Raw genomic sequence first — 19,846 nt, 5'->3', positions numbered from 1 at the left:
AGAGTATGACACAGATAATCGCCTAACTAAAATTAGTTATCCTGATGGACGCTGGCTGCAATACACCTACGACACCACAGGAAAGCGGACAAAGATGGTGGATCAGAGTGGATTCACCGTTAACTACAGCTACGATGCAGATGATCGGTTAGTTGGGTTAACTAATGGTAGTGGTGGAAGTCTGATTACTTATACTTATGATACAGTCGGACGCTTAAGCAAGGAAACCAACGGCAACGGGACTTACACAACCTATACCTATAATGCTTCCAGTCAGCTGACCGATATCTCGAATTATGCTGCTAATGGCACTGTAAATTCATATTTTCGCTACGCCTACGATAATTTAGGTCGTCAAAATAGTGTGACGACAGCAGAAGGAAAATGGACGTATGAGTATGATGCCACGGGACAGTTAACCCGTGCTTTTTTGGATTACACTAATCCAAGTTTGACAGATCAGGATTTGCGCTATGTCTATGATGCGGCGGGGAATCGCATTAGTAGCACTGTCAACGGGGTAACAACGAACTATACCGCTAATAATTTAAATCAATACACACAAGTTGGTAGTGCGACTTATACCTATGATGCAGATGGGAATTTAATTCGAGTTGTTGATGGAAGTCAGACTTGGAATTATGTTTACAACGATGAGAATCGTTTAATTAGTGGAACAACCCCCCAAGGTACTTTTACTTATGAGTATAATGCGTTCGGCGATCGCACTGCTGTTGTGTATAACGGGCAACGCACCGAATATTTAGTCGATCCCTTTGGATGGGGAAATGTGACTGGTGAGTATAACAGCACTGGTGGGCTAATTGCCAACTATACCCACGGGATAGGGTTAGTAGGGCGTTTTGGTAGTGGTGGTGTAGCTAATTATTATGATTTTGATGCGATCGGATCAACAGTCGGGTTAACAGGTGCATCGGGTAGTTATGTTAACCGTTATAGTTATCGTCCTTTTGGTGAGAATTTAACAACGACGGAAGGAGTCGCCAACCCCTTTGAGTATGTCGGTCAATGGGGTGTCATGGATGAGGCGAGTGGACTGGACTACATGAGGGCGAGGTATTATTCGCCTTCATCCGGTCGTTTTATGAATTCCGATCCACTTGGTCAGGCAGGTGGATTGAATTTGTATGCTTATACACTTAACGATCCGGTTAATTTTATCGATCCACTCGGAACACGAAGAACACTACCAACGCCGCGACCTGGAATAGGGGGTGGAATAGGCGGCGGGGTTGGAGTGGTCGATGGATCGACTGGAGCAATCGTCGGCGGTGTGATCGGAGGGGCGATCGGCGAAGTAGCTGGAACGATAGGTGGAGGTATAGCTGGAGGTATAGTCGGAGGTATAGTTGGAGGTATAGCTGGAGGTATAGCTGGGCTACCTGGAGGCATTCCAGGAGTTTTACTTGGGGCAACAATAGTTGGGAGTGTTGGAGCAAGGACAGGAGCAGCCTATGGTGCTGTTTACGGAGGAATAGTTGGAGGTGCGATTGGAGGTGCGCTTGGATCAAAGTATGGAGGACAATGGGGAGGAGCAAAAAACGCTATTTCTCCTCTTGTCTTCGACCTTGATAACGACGGAATTGAACTTATTTCCCTGCAAAATTCAACAGCATTTTTCGACCTTGATGCAGATGGCTTCGCAGAAAGAACAGGTTGGGTTAAAGGTGATGATGGTATTCTGGCTATCGACAAAAATAATAATTATCAGATTGACGACATTACCGAACTGTTTGGTAATGCCACAACTGATGGCTTTATTATTCTGAAACAGCTAGATAGTAATAATGACAACATCATCAATGCGAGTGATGCTCAATTTGCTAACCTCAGAGTTTGGCGAGATAAAAATCAAGATGGTTTTTCAGATGTTGGGGAACTCAGAAGTTTAAACGATTGGGGAATTAAAAGTATTAACCTCAACTACCAAACTGTTAATCTCACCAATGAAGGCAATCGCATCAGCAGTACCAGCACCTATACCCTCACCAATGGGACAACGAGACAAATTGTTGATGTCTGGTTCACTTTAGATCAGGTAACAAGTTACGACACCAGGGACTATCAACTTAAAGCTGAAACCCTGTTTTTACCAACCCTCAAAGGTTACGGCAACTTACCAGACCTATACATCGCTATGAGCAAAGACTCAACCTTGCTCGGTATGATGCGAAATTTGGTACTGCTAGACACTAGCAATTACGAACAGTTTTACAGCCAGTTTCTAACTCAAGTTGAAGCTTTGTTCTATCGCTGGGCTGGCGTGCAAAACATTACCGCTAATAGCCGTGGTAGTTATATTAACGGTCAAAAATTAGCCTTTTTGGAAGTTTTCTTTGGCGAAAACTTCTATCAAATAGGTGGAGGAACTTTAGGTGGGCCAACACCAGCTGATCCTGGACCTCAAGCATCTAACATTTTATTGGGCATTTGGAACAATTTATTCCGCGAGTTTAGCGGACGATTGTTGGTTCAAGGGTCATTGCGCGATTTATTTCCTAATACAACCTACAACCTTGCTAGTGACAGCCTAGAAAGCAACACTGATTTAAACACCGTTCTCAACAGTTTAGTTGCGGTTGCACCAACCAATGGAGATCAAGCCATTATTTACTGGAGTTTGGTCATTGCTGGTTTAGATGCTCATGAAAACCGCTTTGGACTATCAGAAACCGAATATGACCAAAAAATCAACCAAGCTTTAGCTTCTAGTCAACTCTCAGGTTATCTTAATGCCTTACGTCAACCAAACTTTTTAGGCATTGCAAATGACGTAATTGGCGGAACTTCTGGTAATGACATTATCAATGGTGGATTAGGCAACGACAGAATTAACGGTGGTAATGGTGATGATGTAATTAGCGGTGGTAGTGGCGATGATGACCTAGATGGTGGATTTGGTAATGACAAGGTTAATGGTAATGATGGTAATGACATTATTAGGGGTGGATTAGGAATTGATACCCTTGATGGTGGCAGTGGTAATGATACTCTCAACTTGGATTTATCTGGTCAAACGATTAATCTCACAATCACTAACCCTAGTGGTGGAATTAATTTACCTGGAATTGTAACTGCGACCAATTTTGAGAATTTCATCATAACTACAGGCAGTGGCAATGACCAAATTTTGCAAGCTGCCCTAATTGGCGGAGTAGTTTACCGCAGTAATGATACTTTCAATGGTGGTGCAGGTAACGACACCATTAATCCAGGTTTAGGCTTGAACGACCGCGCTGATGGTGGTGCGGGAGACGACCTACTTATCCTCGACTACTCCATTGATGATGTCGGAACAGGAATGACCTTCAACGCCTACACAGGAAGTGAAGGGTCTTCAGGAAGTGCAGGACGTACATCGACGACAGGAACTTGGATTGATTCAATCTCCTTCAACAACATCAACCGTTTCCAAATCACAGGTACAAGTAAAAACGACACCATCACCACAGGTGCAGGAAATGACATCATCAACGGTGGCGACGGCGACGACACCATCACCACAGGTGGCGGAAACGACATCGCCGATGGCGGTGCAGGAAAAGACCGTCTGATAGTAGACCTATCAGCCCAAACCACCAACCTCAACCTCAGCCTGAATAGCAATGTCGTCATTGGTGGAGTCACAGCCAAAAACTTCGAGAACTTCACCATCACCACAGGTACAGGTAACGACAACATCAACCAACCCACCCTAATTAATGGTGTGGTTTACCGCAGCGATGACACCTTCAAAACGGGTGCAGGGAATGACACAATCAATGCCGGCTTAGGTAACGACAACGTAGATGGTGGAGTTGGCGATGACCTACTCATCCTGGACTACTCCATTGATGATGTGGGCAAAGAGTTGCGATTCACGACCTACACCAGTAACGGTGAATCATCTGGAAGTGCCTACCGCTACCAAGCAGCCAATTACAACTACCTGGATTACATCAGTTTCAGCAACATCAACCGTTTCCAAATCACAGGTACAAGTAAAAACGACACCATCACCACAGGTACAGGGAATGACATTCTGGTTGGAGGTTTCGGCAATGATACGCTAACAGGTGGCATTGGAGCAGACCAATTTACCATCAATGCTACTAATCAAGGGATTGATACTATTACTGATTTTCTGAGTAGTCAAGGTGACAAAATTTATGTTTCTGCCTCTGGTTTCGGTGGTGGTTTAGTAGCAGGTACAACAATTACAGCCGCGCAATTTGTACTAGGAACAGCTGCGGCTGATGCGTCAGATCGATTTATTTACAATGTGACAAATGGCAGTCTATTGTTTGACATTGATGGCACAGGCGCGATCGCAGCTACACAAATTGCTGTTCTCAGTTCTAAGCCCTCGATCGCTCATACTGATATCTTTGCCATAGCTTAATAACGTCCGTGTTACCTTAACAAGATTCAATGAAATGTCAGCAGTCAGTAGTCATTTCTAATGGCTGCTGACTTGCTAATAGTCAACTATTGTTCAACAGTCCGGCACTGATTGCACTTAAAATTACTACACCAAATAACAATCGATACCAAATAAACACCCAAGTGCTTTGAGTTTTGAGGAAACGCAGTAACCCTGCGATCGCAATATAAGAAAAAATAGCCGCTGAAATTACTCCCGCTACCAGGGGAATAATCGCCCCATCGCCTAAACTTGTACCTAACAAATCTTTTAATTCCACTAACCCCGCTAAGGTAATGGCGGGAATCCCTAGCAAAAATGAAAACCTCGCGGCTGTTTCCCGTTGTAAGCCCATAAATAAGCCCGAAGTGAGGGTAGAACCAGAACGAGATACCCCAGGAACTAAAGCTAAAGCTTGGGCTAAACCCATCAATAGACCATCTTGCATCGTTAAGTGTTCAAAATCTCGCTGACGCTGACCAAGTTTTTCTGCCAAGCCTAATAAAATTGACATGACAATTGAGGCAATGGCGATCGCGCCTAGGCTTCTAATCGGTGAATTATCAAAGTCTGGAATAAATCTTTTAATTAACAGTCCAAAAAAGATAATTGGTAAAGTTCCCAAAAGAATACCCAACAACAAGCGAAAATCATAATCATTGTAATCTTTCAGGGCGATCGCTCTGGTAGCTCCCTTCATAATTCTGGTTAAATCTTCCCAGAAATACGACAACACTGCGGCTATACTACCTAGCTGAATGATGGCAGTAAAAGCCACCCCCGGATCACCCCAACCTAACGCTACGGGTACTACCTTTAAATGGGCTGTGCTGCTAATTGGCAAAAACTCAGTCATTCCCTGCACAAAGCCTAAAACAATCGCCTGCCAAATATTCATTGCTTTCACCCCAACTGTACTGATACTAGTTGGGGTACTGAGAACTTTGATTGGAAATGCTGCTACCGATAAAACAGCAGAGACTGCACCAAGCAGCACAAACCACCGACGTTTCAATAAAGTCATGAGTCTACCTGCGATCGCTGTGATTACCAATAATTAAACAAACAGCTGTCTCAATAACTTGCCAGGAAAATTACCCAACAAAGCATCTCATGTTCTAGTTGGCTGTGCAAGGGATTGGATACTGGGTAATGGGGAGAAATTTTTCACCTATCACCTGTCACCTATCACCTGTCCCACGCAAAACCGTAGTAAGATAAAAATGCCCCAGGGGGGGATTTTGGCGTATGGTATTTTGGGTAATATAAAGTTTAGTAACAATTATTAAAATTTTGATTAATAATACTTTTTCCTCTTACACTACTTCGACCACGGCGATAACTACGGAATTACTCCCAAGGGAAACAGAACCAAGGGAGATTAGGGAATTAGAATCAACATTACAAGCTTCTACCTCTTTTCCCCTAGTTGTACCTGGGCGACAAACTTGGTTAATATTTGCCGCCGCAGTGTTTTTAGTCTCAGTGCCAGTATTTATTGAAGCACCACTAGTGCGATCGCTGCCGGTTCTCAGTTTAGCGATGACCGGATTTTGGGTATGGCTGAGTTTTAAATTAATGTCACGCTCTGCTACTTATCTTTGGGGAGATTTGCTTTTAGGCTTTAGCTGGAGTTGGCTAGCAGGGGCAATTTACTGGGGTTGGTTGCGTTTTGAGCCTTTATGGCATCTACCAGTAGAATCAATAGGTCTACCCTTTGCCTGTTGGTGTTTAGTGCGTAATTGGGGCAAAGTTGGTAACTGGTTTTATTTAGGTTCTTTACTCGGTACAGTCTTAACAGATATTTACTTTTATTTAGTAGACTTGATACCCTATTGGCGGCAAATCATGCAGGTAGAACCTAGCAATGTGTCACCGATTTTACAAGCTGCCGTTACACAAGTACAAACTCCTTGGGGTGTAACCTGGGCAATTATCCTAGCAATAGTGTTGCTAGTTGCAGGTGTTATCCCTTTAAGCCAAAGACAGCGACACTTGTATGCTTTTGGTGGTGCAGTCTTAAGTACAATTTTGGTAGATAGTCTATTTCTTTTAGCGGCTTTGGCAGCTTAAGAATAGGAAAATCGTTAACTATCCTTAAATAAACCGTATTTTCCCTTGTCTGTCTTCTCTTCTTGCTCCAGTATCTAGCCTAATTTCTGTTGCCAAGCAAGTATCAGCAAAGATTGTGGCCATTAATAAGCTGTATATTAGTTTCTGATGGCTGCTGTGTGTAGATTAAGCCATCAGCTTTTAGTCAACAGTTAATAATCGAGAGTCAATAGTCACAACTATGGATGATGGACTAGATATTGTTGGCAGCTGTGAGCTTAACGCTGTTATTTCAGTTTGATGGAAAGAGGTAAAAAATCGTGAAAGGATTGGCGCGTTTATTAACAGTATTTAGTTTGTTGCTTGGTTGTTGGGGATGGTTGGGAACAACTCAGATTGCCCAAGCTGCCAATTTACAAAGTTTCGTTATGCCTCAAGTCCCAGTTTTAGCAGTTGAACGGAGGAATCGAGCAGACGACAAACTAGCAACAGAGTTCGGTAAAAAAGTTGATTTGAATAATACCAACGTCAGAGCTTTTCAACAATATCCAGGTTTATACCCCACTCTGGCGAAAAAAATTATCAAGAATGCTCCTTACTCTAAGGTAGAGGATATCTTGGATTTACCTGGATTGAGCGATCGCCAAAAGCAACTGCTGCAAGCTAATTTTGATAACTTCACTGTGACAGAACTAGAATCTGTTTTCAATGAAGGCGATGATCGCTTTAACAACGGTATCTACAGATAATTTTTCATGTAGTTCCTGTCAAGAAGACTCACCCACCCTCTATCCAGGGGGTGGGAGTCTTATTATTTAAGAAGGGAAGAAATTACTAATTCGTAATTCGTAATTCGTAATTCGTAATTAAGGTTGAGTATTGCTTCCTGATTCCTAGTCCCCAGTCCCCAGTCCCCAGTCCCCAACCTTGCCACAAATAGACATACCTAGCCAATTTGACGTTTTAGTAGTCGGTGCTGGTGCAGCCGGACTTTATACAGCTTTGTGTCTGCCAGAATCTTTGCGTGTTGGCTTGATTACTAAAGAAACAGTTGCTCTTTCAGCCAGCGATTGGGCGCAAGGTGGTATCGCCGCCGCGATCGCTCCAGATGATTCTCCTGCCCTTCATATTGAAGATACACTCCAAGCAGGCGCAGGTTTATGTGATGTTGAAGCTGTAGAGTTCCTCGCCCGACACGCCCCTAGTTGTATTCAATCTTTGGTAAACTTGGGGGTGGCTTTTGATCGTCATGGACAAGCCCAAGCTTTAGCATTAACGTTAGAAGCAGCCCATTCGCGTCACCGGGTTCTTCACGCTGCTGACACCACCGGTAGAGAAGTGACAACGACTCTTACCGCCCAAGTATTACGTCGTCCAAATATTCAAGTAATTCAGCAAGCTTTAGCTTTGAGTCTGTGGCTAGAACCTGAAAGTGGTAAGTGTCAGGGAATTAGTCTGTTTTATCAAGGTGAAATTAGCTGGATCAAAGCTAGGGCTGTGGTACTAGCTACAGGTGGCGGCGGCCAGGTATTTGCCCAGACTACCAATCCAGCCGTTAGTACCGGCGATGGAGTGGCGATCGCTTGGCGGGTGGGGGCAATTCTCCGCGATTTAGAATTTGTTCAATTTCACCCCACTGCTTTAACTAAACCTGGACGCTTCCTGATTAGTGAAGCTGTCCGTGGGGAAGGCGCACACCTGATTGATGATGAAGGACGGCGGTTTGCTTTTGACTATCACCCCTCTGGTGAACTCGCGCCTAGAGATGTAGTCAGTCGAGCCATTTTTAGCCATCTGCAACGTACCGCCGTTGATCTAGCTACTGCCAATGTGTGGTTAGATATGCGCCCTATCCCCCCTGACAAAATTCGCCAGCGTTTTCCCAACATTCTGAAAGTTTGTCAGCATTGGGGGATTGATGTCTTTCATCAACCCATCCCTGTCGCCCCAGCCGCCCATTACTGGATGGGTGGCATTGCTACTGATTTGATGAATCGTACCAATGTTCCGGGATTATACGCAGTGGGAGAAACTGCCAGTACAGGGGTACACGGGGCTAATCGCCTAGCCAGTAATTCCCTGTTGGAATGTATTGTCTTTGGCGCACAGTTGGCACAAATAGAACTTCCTGATGAAGAAGACGCAGAACTACCAGGATTACCCTCACGGGAATTTAATATTGATGTTAACGAATGGCAACACCAACAAACACAGCTAGCCACCATCAGGGAAAAATTACCCCGCCTAGTTTGGCAAAGTGCTGGTATTTGTCGGGAAGAGTCAAGTTTATTGAGTGCGATCGCTACTTTAGAATCCTGGCGGCAAGATTTCGAGGATTTGCCTTTGAGTCAATTCTTAATGGCTTTACATCCCAATGAACCTGTTAAATTCAATTTTCTAGACGTTGATCAACAAGTCCGACTTTGGGCAGAAACTGGCAATTTATTGGATGTAGCTTATCTCATCCTCAAAAGTGCTGCCTTTAGAACTGAAAGCCGGGGTGGACATTATCGTTTAGACTACCCCCACCCCAATCCTCATTGGCAAACTCACACTTTAGTACATAAGTACCGATGGAGTAAATCGTCAATTGTGAAATCTTAAATCTTTCTTAAGTAAATTCTACTAAGTGCTTTCATTGACTATACTCTTTTCAGAAAGAGCGAGTATAAATACTGAAAGTTCTCTACACCTCATATACCATAGCTTTTGTGTTGAGACACGAGAATTTTGCCACAAGAACCACCTTGTGACCAGACTTCTTTAGTTTGTGCTTTCCACATTTTTTCAAAAAAAAGATTTAGCGAGTACCACTCCCATACTCGCTGTCTGGCCCTCCATAATTTGGTGGAACGTAAGTATTAACTACATCTTTTTGCTGATATTGACGAGTTTTTGTAGGTTTACTATCAGGATGATGAGAAGCAAGATTTGGTAAATGACGAAAAGTGGCCGTAGCGTCAGCAACCTTTGGTATTACCAAAAAAGCACTGAGACACAACATCACAGCACTAATGATTTGCAATTTTGTCGTCATAGCTCTTTGTAACCAGAAAATATTGTGAATTTATCGCGCGTGTTTTGTTAAATACAGGAAACTGAATTACTTTTCCAAAAACAAAATTTTGGAAAAGTTTTTGCTTATTTACCGAAAAAACTACTTAATTGACAAGTATTTAGTAAAAAGAGTAGCCGAAATACGGATTTTGATCTTCAAACAAGCTTGACAATTAAGAAATACAACTGAAAGCCAGTAGTTTACATCACTCTAAAGTTAGAAGTAAAACTCAGCCTAAAGTTATATATGTTCATTAAGTACCACAAAAGAATTATCTCTGCCATATTTATTTAATAAAATCTTAACATTTTCATGTGTAAATACTCACTTAAATAAGTATTTGCTCTGTAAAATCACTTAAAAAATTTGAGCTACTGATAGTAGATTTATGTAAGAATTTGGTGAATATGGATAGTAAATTAGCTCTTATATAAATTTTTCATGAATTTTTATCGATCAAACTTAAAGAAAGTTCAAGAATAAATGAATCATGAGTCATTAATGAATTGGGCATTGGGTAATTCGATTGTGGATTGATAAAGCCTGCATCCACTCAGCACCGGCTAACGCCGCGCTACCGCTAACAGCACTCACAACTCCCTTACCCCTAAAAAAATTCATAGCGATTTTTCCCCAGATTCTTCGCGCGATACATAGCAGCATCTGCTTGTTTCAGTAATGTATCAGCATCTTGACCCGTTACAGGGTAAATACTGATGCCAATACTAGCCGAAACTTTAGTAGTGTATCCCGCTAAAACAATTGGTTCAGAGATACTAGCTAAAATTTTCTCTGCGACTTTATCTGCTACTTGCTCATTAGGTATAGCTCGTAAAAGCACTGTAAACTCATCGCCACCTAAGCGAGAAACAGTATCACTAGCACGTAGGGAATTGCTTAATCGCTGACCAATAGTTACCAACAAGCGATCGCCGATTTCATGGCCTAGGGTATCGTTAACTTGCTTAAAACCATCGAGGTCAAGAAACAGTATCCCCAGTAATAGATGATTATTGTGCGCCCAGTCAATGGATTCTTGCAGTTGTTCAGCGAAAAATTTACGATTAGGTAGCCCGGTCAGAGAATCATGATAGGCTAAATAACGCAAACGGTCTTCTTTGAGTTTGAGTTCACTATTAGAGCGAAACAACTCAGCCGCAGTCCGCCGGAGTTCATCTTCCATCAATTTGCGCTGCGTGATATCTCGAATCACCCCTACTAAAAAGAAGTTTCCAGCTGCATCTTTATGAAGCGATCGCTTAGTTGCAATTAGATGGGTTTTCCCATAAGCATCAGTAAATTCTTCTTCATTTTCCTGGGGTAGCTGTGTCAATAAAACTAACTCATCTTGCTCGCGGAAAATGTCAGCTTCATGTTTAGGGAAAAAATCAACATCCGACTGATCAATCAGCACAGTATCAGGATGACCAATAAATTCACAATAAGCTTGATTTAACACAATCCATTGACGTTGTTCATTTTTCACAAAAATGGGGTCAGCGATCGTATTGATTACTTGCTGTAAAAACTCTCTAGAGCGTTTCAACTCTTCCTGCATATGAGCCAAATGATAAGTTATCCAGATGACTGAACCACTAAATGTCAGTAGTGGCGGAATCAGTGGTATCCACCAACCAGACAAGAAAGCTAGATATGCACCAATGATCAGCACCAAACAAGAAAGTATCACACTGACAGCACTTTTCATGTAAGTGAAATACAAAATTACACTACCCGCATTCTTGCTAATAGGAAGATTACGGATTGGTGTACTCCATTGTTCTACAAATTTATGTAAAAATCTAGGTAGAGGTCGCCAGATTCGCCATTTAGTTGCAGTTCCGATATAAGACCAAGCAAAAATCCACAAATATTCCCAAAAATCTGGCCAAACTTTTAATAATGGTCTTCCGTCTAAAGCTGCTGAGATTAATTGATCCACAAAATAGGCTTGCAATACAATCCCAGGGACAGGCTTTGCTCCTGTCATCAGCCCACTAGAATAGGGAATAAATACAACCTCCTGAAGACTAGAAGCCGTAGAGCCAATTAAAACAATCCGATCCTTAATCAAGTTAGTTGGGACTCGATCCGCTAACACATCCGCCATACTAATTTGGCGATAACCACAGCTTTTTTCTGGCGTATTGTTACAACCAGGTTTAGGAAAATTAGACAAAATTTGATAGCCTTTGGCATCAGATCGCACATAAGCACCGTCATTCTCTTGAAAGCGTTTAAATACTTTCTTCCCTAACTGTAAATACTTGGGGTTACTAGCTGCACCCTGGGGAATAATACCCTCTGATTTTAAATACAACAACGCTAGTTTTAAAGCAAAGCTTTCGTGTAAATTATTGTCAATATGCCAATACAATAAACTCCGACGGACTTTGCCATCAGGGTCATACAGTATATTGTTAAAGCCTACTTGTTGGCGATTTAAATCTGGTGGAGGTAAAACAGTTTGTTTACCATGAGATGATAGTAGTTCAATACCAATCAAATTGGGCATTGATTTATATGCTGCAACTAGAGCTGCATGACCATTTTTTATAGGCACATCCCGATAGATATCTAAACCAATAGCACGGGGTTGATGAGCTTGTAGTTTTTGCAATAATTCAGCAATCACAACATCTGGAATAGGGAATCCTTCACGTAAAGAAGTTTCATCAATCGTGACTATCGTAATCCGGTGATTGGGAGGCTCATGTGGTCGTAACTGAAAAAATTGATCTAATACCGCTAACTCTAAGGATTGTAATAATCCCAAATAGCGTAAACATAAGACTAAAATGACAACGCCAGAGGTAATAATTAATTCTCTGTTAACTCTACTAAGCGATGCTTTTAGCCCCAAAATTAATTTTACGAGACGCTTCCTGAGTTTCTGACTCATTCCCATTACCCACTGGACTTAACAATTCAAAATTAAAGACAAGTTTTTAAGAGAGGGGTCTTAGAACCTATAATTTACGATAATTCAGAACCCCGATTTCTAAAAGAAATCGGGGTTCTTCTCCCTCACAAATAATTTAGTTTGAGGATGGTGATATTATCTAAAGTATTTGAAGTTACTCAGACCTGTATAATCTGTCACCTTGGCTAGTTCTGAAAGGTCTTGGACTCCACTGTAGGGTTTACCGTTGATAATCCAAGTGGGGAAGCCTGTTATCTGTGCAGCTTTACACAATTCAGGTTTACTATTAGGGCTATCAGCAGCGCATTCTACCTTGACCTGATTCTCTTCGAGGATATCGTAAGCCTCTTTGCCAAACAGCTGTTTTTGGTCATGGCAGTGAGGACACCAATAAGCTACGTACTCCTTAGCACCTACCTGAACCAAGTGGCGTGCTAAGGCAATTTCCGCTTCACCAGAAGTAGTAGTGATTTCCCAACCGAATTTAGGGTCAGGATTGCTCTGGGGAACGAAGGGGGCAAGCCTTCCAGGCGGTACACTAACTTGATCGTTTGGGGTCTTGCGATTGGGATTGATATCTTGATAAATAATCAAAGTACCAATTAGTGTCACCATCCCTACAATCAGTGCAGTCAACAAGATTTGCCCAATGTCCTCCCAGGTGCGACCGATAATAGTCACTACTAAAAGACTGAGGGAGAACAAAGCCGAGGTAATGCAATAAGGACAAACAGCTTTCAGTTGAAACGCTAGTACATACATTAAGTAGCCACTAAAAACAGACATGGCGATCGCGCCTACCAACAGTAGCCACCACGTCAAGTTTTCTAGTTGTTTGGGGCCTTTATTTTCGTCTGTTTTTAAAACCACAGGTGCTAAAGCCAAAACCATCATACCGATGTAGGCTAAAAGCCCAAATAAGGCGAGTGGTTGGCCGAAAACTGTCCCCCAAGGGCTAGCAAGGACATCATTGCAACCCTTAGCACCAGCCTCGGCTACACAAGCAGCACTACCTCCGGTTAACTTTTCGATAGTTAAATAGCCAGTATTTAAAGCACCAAGTCCAGCGATCGCGGCAATTATTATCCGTGACCACTTATGAATCCAGGGAGTAGAACGGCGGCGAATCATAAACTGTGAATGGGGATTAGGGACTGGGGATTAGGGACTGGGGACAATTATCTACTCCCTACTCCCTAAGAATGTAACTTTACTTGTTTTGCTGATTTGCTGTCACTGTCACTTTTGGAGTTCCAACTCCGATGGGCAGCTTCCACAAATTGACTGACGCGAATAGGGTCAATTGGTTGCTCAATCCGACCTTGGCGTTTTAATGAGCTAGAAATAATTACACCATTAGCGGCCTGCAACAGTGTAGCAACATTTTCCCAATTTGCTCCACTGCCAATAAATACTGGCGTGCCATTGGCTGCACCACAAGCGAGTTCTAAATCTTCTTGGTTTGGGGGACTACCAGTAGCCCAACCCGATAAAATCACCGCATCTGCCAAACCTCGCTCAATAGCGTCTTTGACGGCAACAGTGAGATTGGGGGAACTCAGGGGACGGGCGTGTTTTACTAAAACATCCGCCAGAATTTTGACATCAGTACCTAATTCTCGACGATAGCGGAGTAATTGATGGGCTTCCCCCTCAATTAATCCTTGATCAGTAGCCATTACCCCTGTTAAAACATTCACACGGATAAATTGCGCCCCTACACAACTAGCGATCGCCATTGCACTATGACCATCGTTTCGCAAAACATTGAGGCCTACAGGCAACATCACCAAATTCTGGATGCGCTGAACTACTATAGTCATGGCACTCACAACGGCTGGATCAACATGATTTTTGGTGAACGGTGCATCAAAAAAATTTTCTACAATAATACTGTCAACTCCGCCACTAGCCAGAGCCGTTGCTTCTTGTTCGGCGCGGTCAATCACTGCCTTGAGGCTACCTCCCCAACGTGGTGAAGTCGGGAGGGGTAGCAAGTGTACTACGCCAATAATTGGTGTTCGGGTTTTAAATAACTGATCTAAGTCCACGTCTTTTACTATTGTGAGGGCATCAGGTATTGGGAATGGGGCATTGGGCATCGGGCATTTACTTGCTCTTCTCTGCTTCCTTGTCTCTCTTCCAAATATTCTCTAATATTGAATTTTGAATTGATTCGTCCGCAATTCCTTCTTATCATTTAAGTCTGTTTTATTTTGGTTGTTTTACTGCCTCCACCTGAAGATAGAATTTAGCGTAAAACTCACCATAAGATATGTTAAGATAAAACCTGGCTACAAGAGGAGTTTGCCACTCACAACACGCAAGGCAGCTTTCCTTGGTTTAGGCACTTTGCTCACGCATCGTCGTTGGCATAGCCTAGACATTAGGGCAGCATTACTGCTTCATGGGGCGTAGTCGCAAGTGCGATTTCCCTGAGGGTAGCGACTTCTCACAAACAGCCCTTTGGGCGGCTTCCCGATGGGTAAATTAACAACGCACACGCTGCGGTAGTATAAAATACCAACAGGCGATTTGTTAAAAAAGATTACAAGTGTCAAATGTACCCAAAGACACTTAATTTTTACCTGGGAAACAGACTAATAAAAACATCATAACATGACCTGAACATAACTAAGGTCATAGGTTTGAGGCGGTTACTGACAGTGGAAACACCCCACCGGAGTAATGTAACTGCTAGGGTGCGAACCACAAAGAGCAAAATTACTGCTGTTTGTGTTTGACAACAAGCAAAAACCGGAAAATTTTTTCAAAATATGGGTGAAAAGCCAACAATAGCAATTTCTCACTTGGGTTGTGAGAAAAATAGAATTGATACAGAACATATGTTAGGGCTGCTGGTAGAAGCAGGATATGGTGTAGATGCAAATGAAGAGTTAGCAGATTACGTTATAGTCAATACTTGTAGTTTTATTGAAGCAGCTAGGGAAGAATCTGTTAAAACATTAGTAGAACTCGCAGAAGCAAACAAAAAAATAGTAATTACAGGCTGTATGGCCCAGCATTTCCAAGGACAATTGTTGGAGGAATTGCCTGAAGCCGTGGCTGTAGTTGGCACTGGAGATTATCATCAAATCGTCAATGTCATTGAAAGGGTAGAGCAAGGTGAGCGGGTTAAACAGGTTAGTGCCGAACCAACTTACATTGCGGACGAAACAACACCGCGCTACCGCACCACTACCGAAGGAGTTGCTTACCTGCGAGTCGCAGAAGGGTGTGATTACCGTTGTGCATTTTGTATTATTCCCCATCTGCGCGGTAACCAGCGATCGCGTACCATAGAATCGATAGTTGCTGAAGCCCAGCAACTAGCCTCTCAAGGGGTGCAAGAGATCATTCTCATTTCCCAAATCACCACTAACTACGGGTTAGATATTTACGGTAAGCCCAAATTAGCACAATTGCTGCGGGCGTTGGGGAAAGTGGATGTACCGTGGATTAGGATGCACTATGCCTATCCCACTGGGCTAACCCCAGATGTCATAGCGGCAATTCAAGAGACACCTAACGTCTTACCTTACTTGGATTTGCCTCTGCAACATTCTCATCCAGAGATTTTGCGGGCTATGAACCGTCCTTGGCAAGGGCGAGTGAATGATGAAATTATCACTTGCCTGAAAACAGCCGTACCAGGTGCAGTGTTGCGGACAACATTAATAGTAGGCTTCCCTGGAGAGACAGAAGCGCATTTTGAGCATCTACTTGAGTTTGTGCAACGGCATGAATTTGACCATGTGGGAGTCTTTACCTTTTCAGCAGAAGAGGGAACAGCCGCATACACACTACCCAATCAACTGCCACAAGCTGTCATGGACGAACGTCGCGATCGCATTATGGCCATCCAGCAGCCCATATCTTGGCAAAAAAATCAGCAGGAAGTCGGCAAAATTGTTGAAGTCCTGATTGAGCAAGAAAACCCTGAAAGTGGGAAATTAATCGGCCGTTCTGGCAGATTTTCCCCAGAAGTTGATGGACAAGTCTACGTTGGTGGCGAGGCCAAGTTAGGAACTATCGTACCCGTCCAGATTCATGGCGCGGATGAGTATGATTTGTTTGGTCAAGTTGTCGCATAAGACAGGTGACAGGTGACAGGTGATAGGTGACAGAAGGGAAAAAGGTTAAAAGATTTATTCTTTACCCAGTCCCCAGCTTTTCAATAAGTGGATTTTAGATGATTCAATCCAAAATCTAAAATTCCCAGTCCCCAGTCCCCTAATAAAGTTTCAATTTACAAATTTCAAAGTAAAAAACACAATCGAGGAGATTTGATGAATCTTTCTTTTCAAGAACTAGGCATTTCACAAGAACGCGTTGAACACTTAGAAAAACTTGGTTTTACCGAACCTACCAACATTCAAGCGCAAGCTATTCCCCAACTGTTGTCGGGTAGAGATGTAGTAGGTCAATCACAAACGGGTACAGGCAAAACAGCTGCCTTTTCCCTGCCAATGCTAGAGCGGATTGATGTTCAGCAAAGAGGTGTGCAAGCCGTAGTTTTAACTCCTACCCGCGAGTTAGCCATTCAAGTTCACGATGCTGTGTCCCAATTTGTTGGTCATAGTGGCTTGCGGGTGTTAGCAATTTATGGTGGTCAATCAATTGATCGCCAAATTATGCAACTCAAGCGTGGTGTTCATGTAGTTGTCGGTACTCCCGGACGAGTAATTGATTTACTAGAACGGGGTAATCTGAAACTTGATCAAGTCAAGTGGTTTGTATTAGATGAAGCCGATGAAATGTTGAGCATGGGCTTTATCGATGATGTTGAGAGAATTCTCTCCCAAGCACCCCAAGAACGCCAAACTGCTCTATTTTCAGCTACCATGCCACCATCGATTCGGATGTTGGTCAACAAGTTTTTGCGATCGCCTGTGACTGTCACAGTTGAGCAACCAAAAGCCACCCCCAACAAAATCAATCAGGTAGCTTATCTCATTCCTCGTCACTGGACAAAAGCCAAAGCTTTACAGCCAATTCTGGAAATGGAAGACCCAGAGACCGCTTTAATCTTTGTCCGCACCAGACGCACCGCCGCCGAACTCACCAGTCTACTGCAAGCGGCTGGTCACAGTGTCGATGAATATCACGGCGATTTATCCCAACAAGCACGGGAGAGATTACTCAATCGTTTCCGTAATCGTCAGGTACGCTGGGTAGTAGCCACCGACATTGCTGCACGGGGTTTAGATGTCGATCAACTGTCCCATGTAATCAACTTTGACCTTCCCGATAGCGTTGAAACCTACGTTCACCGCATTGGCCGGACAGGTCGCGCCGGGAAAGAAGGTACAGCAATCACCCTAGTACAACCCTTTGAGCGTCGCAAACAGCAAATCTTTGAACGCCATGTGCGGCAAAATTGGCAGTTGCTTTCCATTCCCACACGGGCGCAAATCGAAGCACGCCACATCATGAAATTGCAAGGACAAGTCAGAGAAGCTTTGGCTGGTGAACGTTTAGCTTCATTCTTGCCCATTATCAGCGAACTGATTGAACAATACGACGCACAGGCGATCGCAGCTGCGGCACTACAAATCGCTTACGATCAAACTCGTCCCGCGTGGTTAAGTTCGGATGTCGAAATTCCTGAAGAAACCACATCATCTCCCAAACCCAAACTCAGCAAGCGGCGTGAATTTTCCGGTGACAGAAACCGTTCTAACTGGAACAGATCCGATAACAACAACGGTGACGAAGACAGACGTGGAAGTTCCAAGCCAAAACTACGCTCAGGTCGTCGTGAACCTTCGGTTTCCTCTGGTAATCAAAAGTTAGGCTCATCCGCAACTAGAGAATCAGCTTCATAGAGTGCTGAGTGGGAGTATGATTTTGTCTACTCGGAACTCATGACTCATGACTCCTTGTGTTGACTAATTGTTTTTATCAGCTTGTAGGAACATAGATAGTGATGCAATATTTCTAGTCTGATGTTCACAATCTCATTCCTTAGAGCAGCTACAAGCTGAACATCCAGAATGGCAGATGGAACTAGTGGACGGTAATATCCTGGTTAGAGAACCATCGGATTATACTTCAGAAAAAATAGCTGCTGAGTTAATTCGATTACTTAGCAACTGGGTACGTCCGCGTAAACTTGGACGAGTAACTAGTTCGAGTGCTGGTTTTATTCTGCCTGACCTGGAAACAAAAAATGGTAATAAAGTTGAATGGGTGCTAGGTAGATGAGCAAAAATATTTACAGTCATTAAAAGCGTCCGCGTCTCCGAGACACGAACGCTTTTAATGACATAAATAATCTAAATCTAAAATTCTTCGTCCCCAGTTCCTATCTCCAAGGACGACTGACTTTTTCCAATTCCTGAACTTCATCGTCGCTTAACTTCCAACCTAACGCGCCAGCATTTTGTTGTACTTGTTCGGCAGTTTTTACCCCAGCAATAGGAATGACATTCTCCTGAGCAATTAACCAATTAAGAGCAACTTGGGCTGGAGTGCGATCGCGTTTCTCCCCTAAGCTGCGTAATAAAGAAATCACTGGTGCGATTTTTTGCATTCCTTCCTGGCTAAATCTGGGATCTAATCTTCTTGCACCGCTAAGATTAGCAGAACTTTCAGGCGTATATTTCCCTGTAAGCAATCCCTGAGCTAAAGGACTATATGCCAAAATTGTTACACCCAACTCACGGGCAGTTGCCAAGATCCCTTCGCTTTCAATTTGGCGACTTAGTAAAGAATAGCGTATTTGGTTAACCGCTAATGGTATTCCTTTAGCTGCTAATATTTGATGAGCTTCGCGCATTTGTGCGGCGGAGTAATTACTAACACCAACCGCCGCAATTCTACCCCGCTTCACTTCATCGGCTAAGGTGTTCAACAAAGTTTCTTGACTTAAAAAGAAGGCAAAAGGCCAATGTACTTGATACAGGGCAATACTTTCTAATTGCAGGCGGTTCAGACTGTCTGTTAACGCATCAGTAACAGATTGTCCTGAAAATCGCCAAGGTAGGGGGCCAAATTTCGTGGCAATTTGTACTGGCTGCTGTGTTTGCTGAAGAAATTGTCCTAAAAATTTTTCTGATAGTCCTAGTCCGTAAACTTCTGCGGTATCAAAAAAGGTCACACCAGCTTCTAAAGCGGCGGTAAATGCTGCTTGTAACTGTTCTTGTCCGTAGTCGTCGCCATAATTCCAAAACAGTTTATCACCCCAAGCCCAAGTGCCAATGCAAAGGGGGGTGACAGATGGGCCATTTTTCCCCAATGTGATTGTTTCCACGATAGTAAATTTTAGTTTGTTTACATTTCTTTACTTTCTTAGTGTAGCTTTAGCATCATCGAGAAGTTGCCCTAAACTGCATGAAAATTGACAGATTGGGGATGGGCAGGGTTTATCTTAAGTTAAAGAACGACT

The 19,846-nt window shown here is 43.2% G+C and carries 13 protein-coding genes and 1 pseudogene; 7 read left to right on the top strand and 7 right to left on the bottom strand.

Annotated elements, in window-relative coordinates; translation table 11 throughout:
• Positions 1-4,402, top strand: a 4,402-nt coding sequence (locus VB693_RS20875) for an RHS repeat-associated core domain-containing protein (protein WP_323267935.1), incomplete at its 5' end; no start/stop codon positions are given.
• Positions 4,403-4,484: 82 nt separating this feature from the next.
• Here the strand turns inward: VB693_RS20875 and VB693_RS20870 are convergent.
• Entirely contained in the window at positions 4,485-5,447 is a 963-nt protein-coding gene (locus tag VB693_RS20870; RefSeq protein WP_323267934.1) for an undecaprenyl-diphosphate phosphatase, read from the bottom strand.
• A gap of 269 nt (positions 5,448-5,716) precedes the next feature.
• On the opposite strand from VB693_RS20870, the gene VB693_RS20865 reads away from it, so the two are divergent.
• The 3 genes from VB693_RS20865 to nadB all read left to right on the top strand — a co-directional run bounded on the left by VB693_RS20865 (position 5,717) and on the right by nadB (position 9,079).
• Entirely contained in the window at positions 5,717-6,496 is a 780-nt protein-coding gene (locus VB693_RS20865; RefSeq protein WP_323267933.1) for a DUF3120 domain-containing protein, read from the top strand.
• Positions 6,497-6,795: 299 nt separating this feature from the next.
• Positions 6,796-7,224, top strand: coding sequence for a photosystem II complex extrinsic protein PsbU (gene psbU, locus VB693_RS20860; protein ID WP_323267932.1), 429 nt, complete (start codon positions 6,796-6,798; stop codon positions 7,222-7,224).
• Positions 7,225-7,402: 178 nt separating this feature from the next.
• Positions 7,403-9,079, top strand: a complete 1,677-nt coding sequence (gene nadB, locus VB693_RS20855) for an L-aspartate oxidase (RefSeq protein WP_323267931.1) — start codon at positions 7,403-7,405, stop codon at positions 9,077-9,079.
• 196 nt (positions 9,080-9,275) lie between these two features.
• Here nadB and VB693_RS20850 read toward each other — a convergent pair whose 3' ends face one another.
• The 5 genes from VB693_RS20850 to btpA all read right to left on the bottom strand — a co-directional run bounded on the left by VB693_RS20850 (position 9,276) and on the right by btpA (position 14,507).
• Positions 9,276-9,512 carry a hypothetical protein gene (locus VB693_RS20850; RefSeq protein ID WP_190706184.1) on the bottom strand — a complete coding sequence of 79 codons (237 nt, stop codon included), beginning with the start codon at positions 9,510-9,512 and terminating at the stop codon, positions 9,276-9,278.
• Between the two features lie 519 nt (positions 9,513-10,031).
• Complete coding sequence (locus tag VB693_RS20845) at positions 10,032-10,154, bottom strand: hypothetical protein (RefSeq protein ID WP_323267930.1); 123 nt, start codon at positions 10,152-10,154, stop codon at positions 10,032-10,034.
• The gene (locus VB693_RS20840; RefSeq protein ID WP_323267929.1) at positions 10,141-12,435 is read right to left on the bottom strand and encodes a CHASE2 domain-containing protein; all 2,295 of its coding nucleotides are present in this window, start codon (positions 12,433-12,435) and stop codon (positions 10,141-10,143) included. The genes VB693_RS20845 and VB693_RS20840 overlap by 14 nt, the downstream gene beginning before the upstream one ends.
• A 156-nt stretch (positions 12,436-12,591) precedes the next feature.
• Positions 12,592-13,587: a vitamin K epoxide reductase family protein gene (locus tag VB693_RS20835; RefSeq protein ID WP_323267928.1), complete on the bottom strand. Its 996-nt coding sequence runs from the start codon at positions 13,585-13,587 to the stop codon at positions 12,592-12,594.
• A gap of 65 nt (positions 13,588-13,652) precedes the next feature.
• Positions 13,653-14,507: a photosystem I biogenesis protein BtpA gene (btpA, locus tag VB693_RS20830; protein WP_323267936.1), complete on the bottom strand. Its 855-nt coding sequence runs from the start codon at positions 14,505-14,507 to the stop codon at positions 13,653-13,655.
• Between the two features lie 726 nt (positions 14,508-15,233).
• Here btpA and rimO point away from each other — a divergent pair.
• The 3 genes and pseudogenes from rimO to VB693_RS20815 form a co-directional block, all read left to right on the top strand.
• Complete coding sequence (rimO, locus tag VB693_RS20825) at positions 15,234-16,550, top strand: 30S ribosomal protein S12 methylthiotransferase RimO (RefSeq protein WP_190706174.1); 1,317 nt, start codon at positions 15,234-15,236, stop codon at positions 16,548-16,550.
• 195 nt (positions 16,551-16,745) lie between these two features.
• Complete coding sequence (locus VB693_RS20820; RefSeq protein ID WP_323267927.1) at positions 16,746-18,284, top strand: DEAD/DEAH box helicase; 1,539 nt, start codon at positions 16,746-16,748, stop codon at positions 18,282-18,284.
• Between the two features lie 120 nt (positions 18,285-18,404).
• A pseudogene (locus VB693_RS20815) lies at positions 18,405-18,639 on the top strand (Uma2 family endonuclease); the annotation flags it as partial.
• Between the two features lie 124 nt (positions 18,640-18,763).
• On the opposite strand, the gene VB693_RS20810 reads toward VB693_RS20815, so the two are convergent.
• Entirely contained in the window at positions 18,764-19,711 is a 948-nt protein-coding gene (locus VB693_RS20810; RefSeq protein WP_323267925.1) for an aldo/keto reductase, read from the bottom strand.
• Between the last annotated feature and the right edge of the window lie 135 nt (positions 19,712-19,846).

The organism is Anabaena sp. UHCC 0399 (genome assembly GCF_034931465.1).
Lineage (GTDB): Bacteria > Cyanobacteriota > Cyanobacteriia > Cyanobacteriales > Nostocaceae > Trichormus > Trichormus minutissimus.
This window is presented reverse-complemented; position numbering and strand designations above follow the sequence as displayed.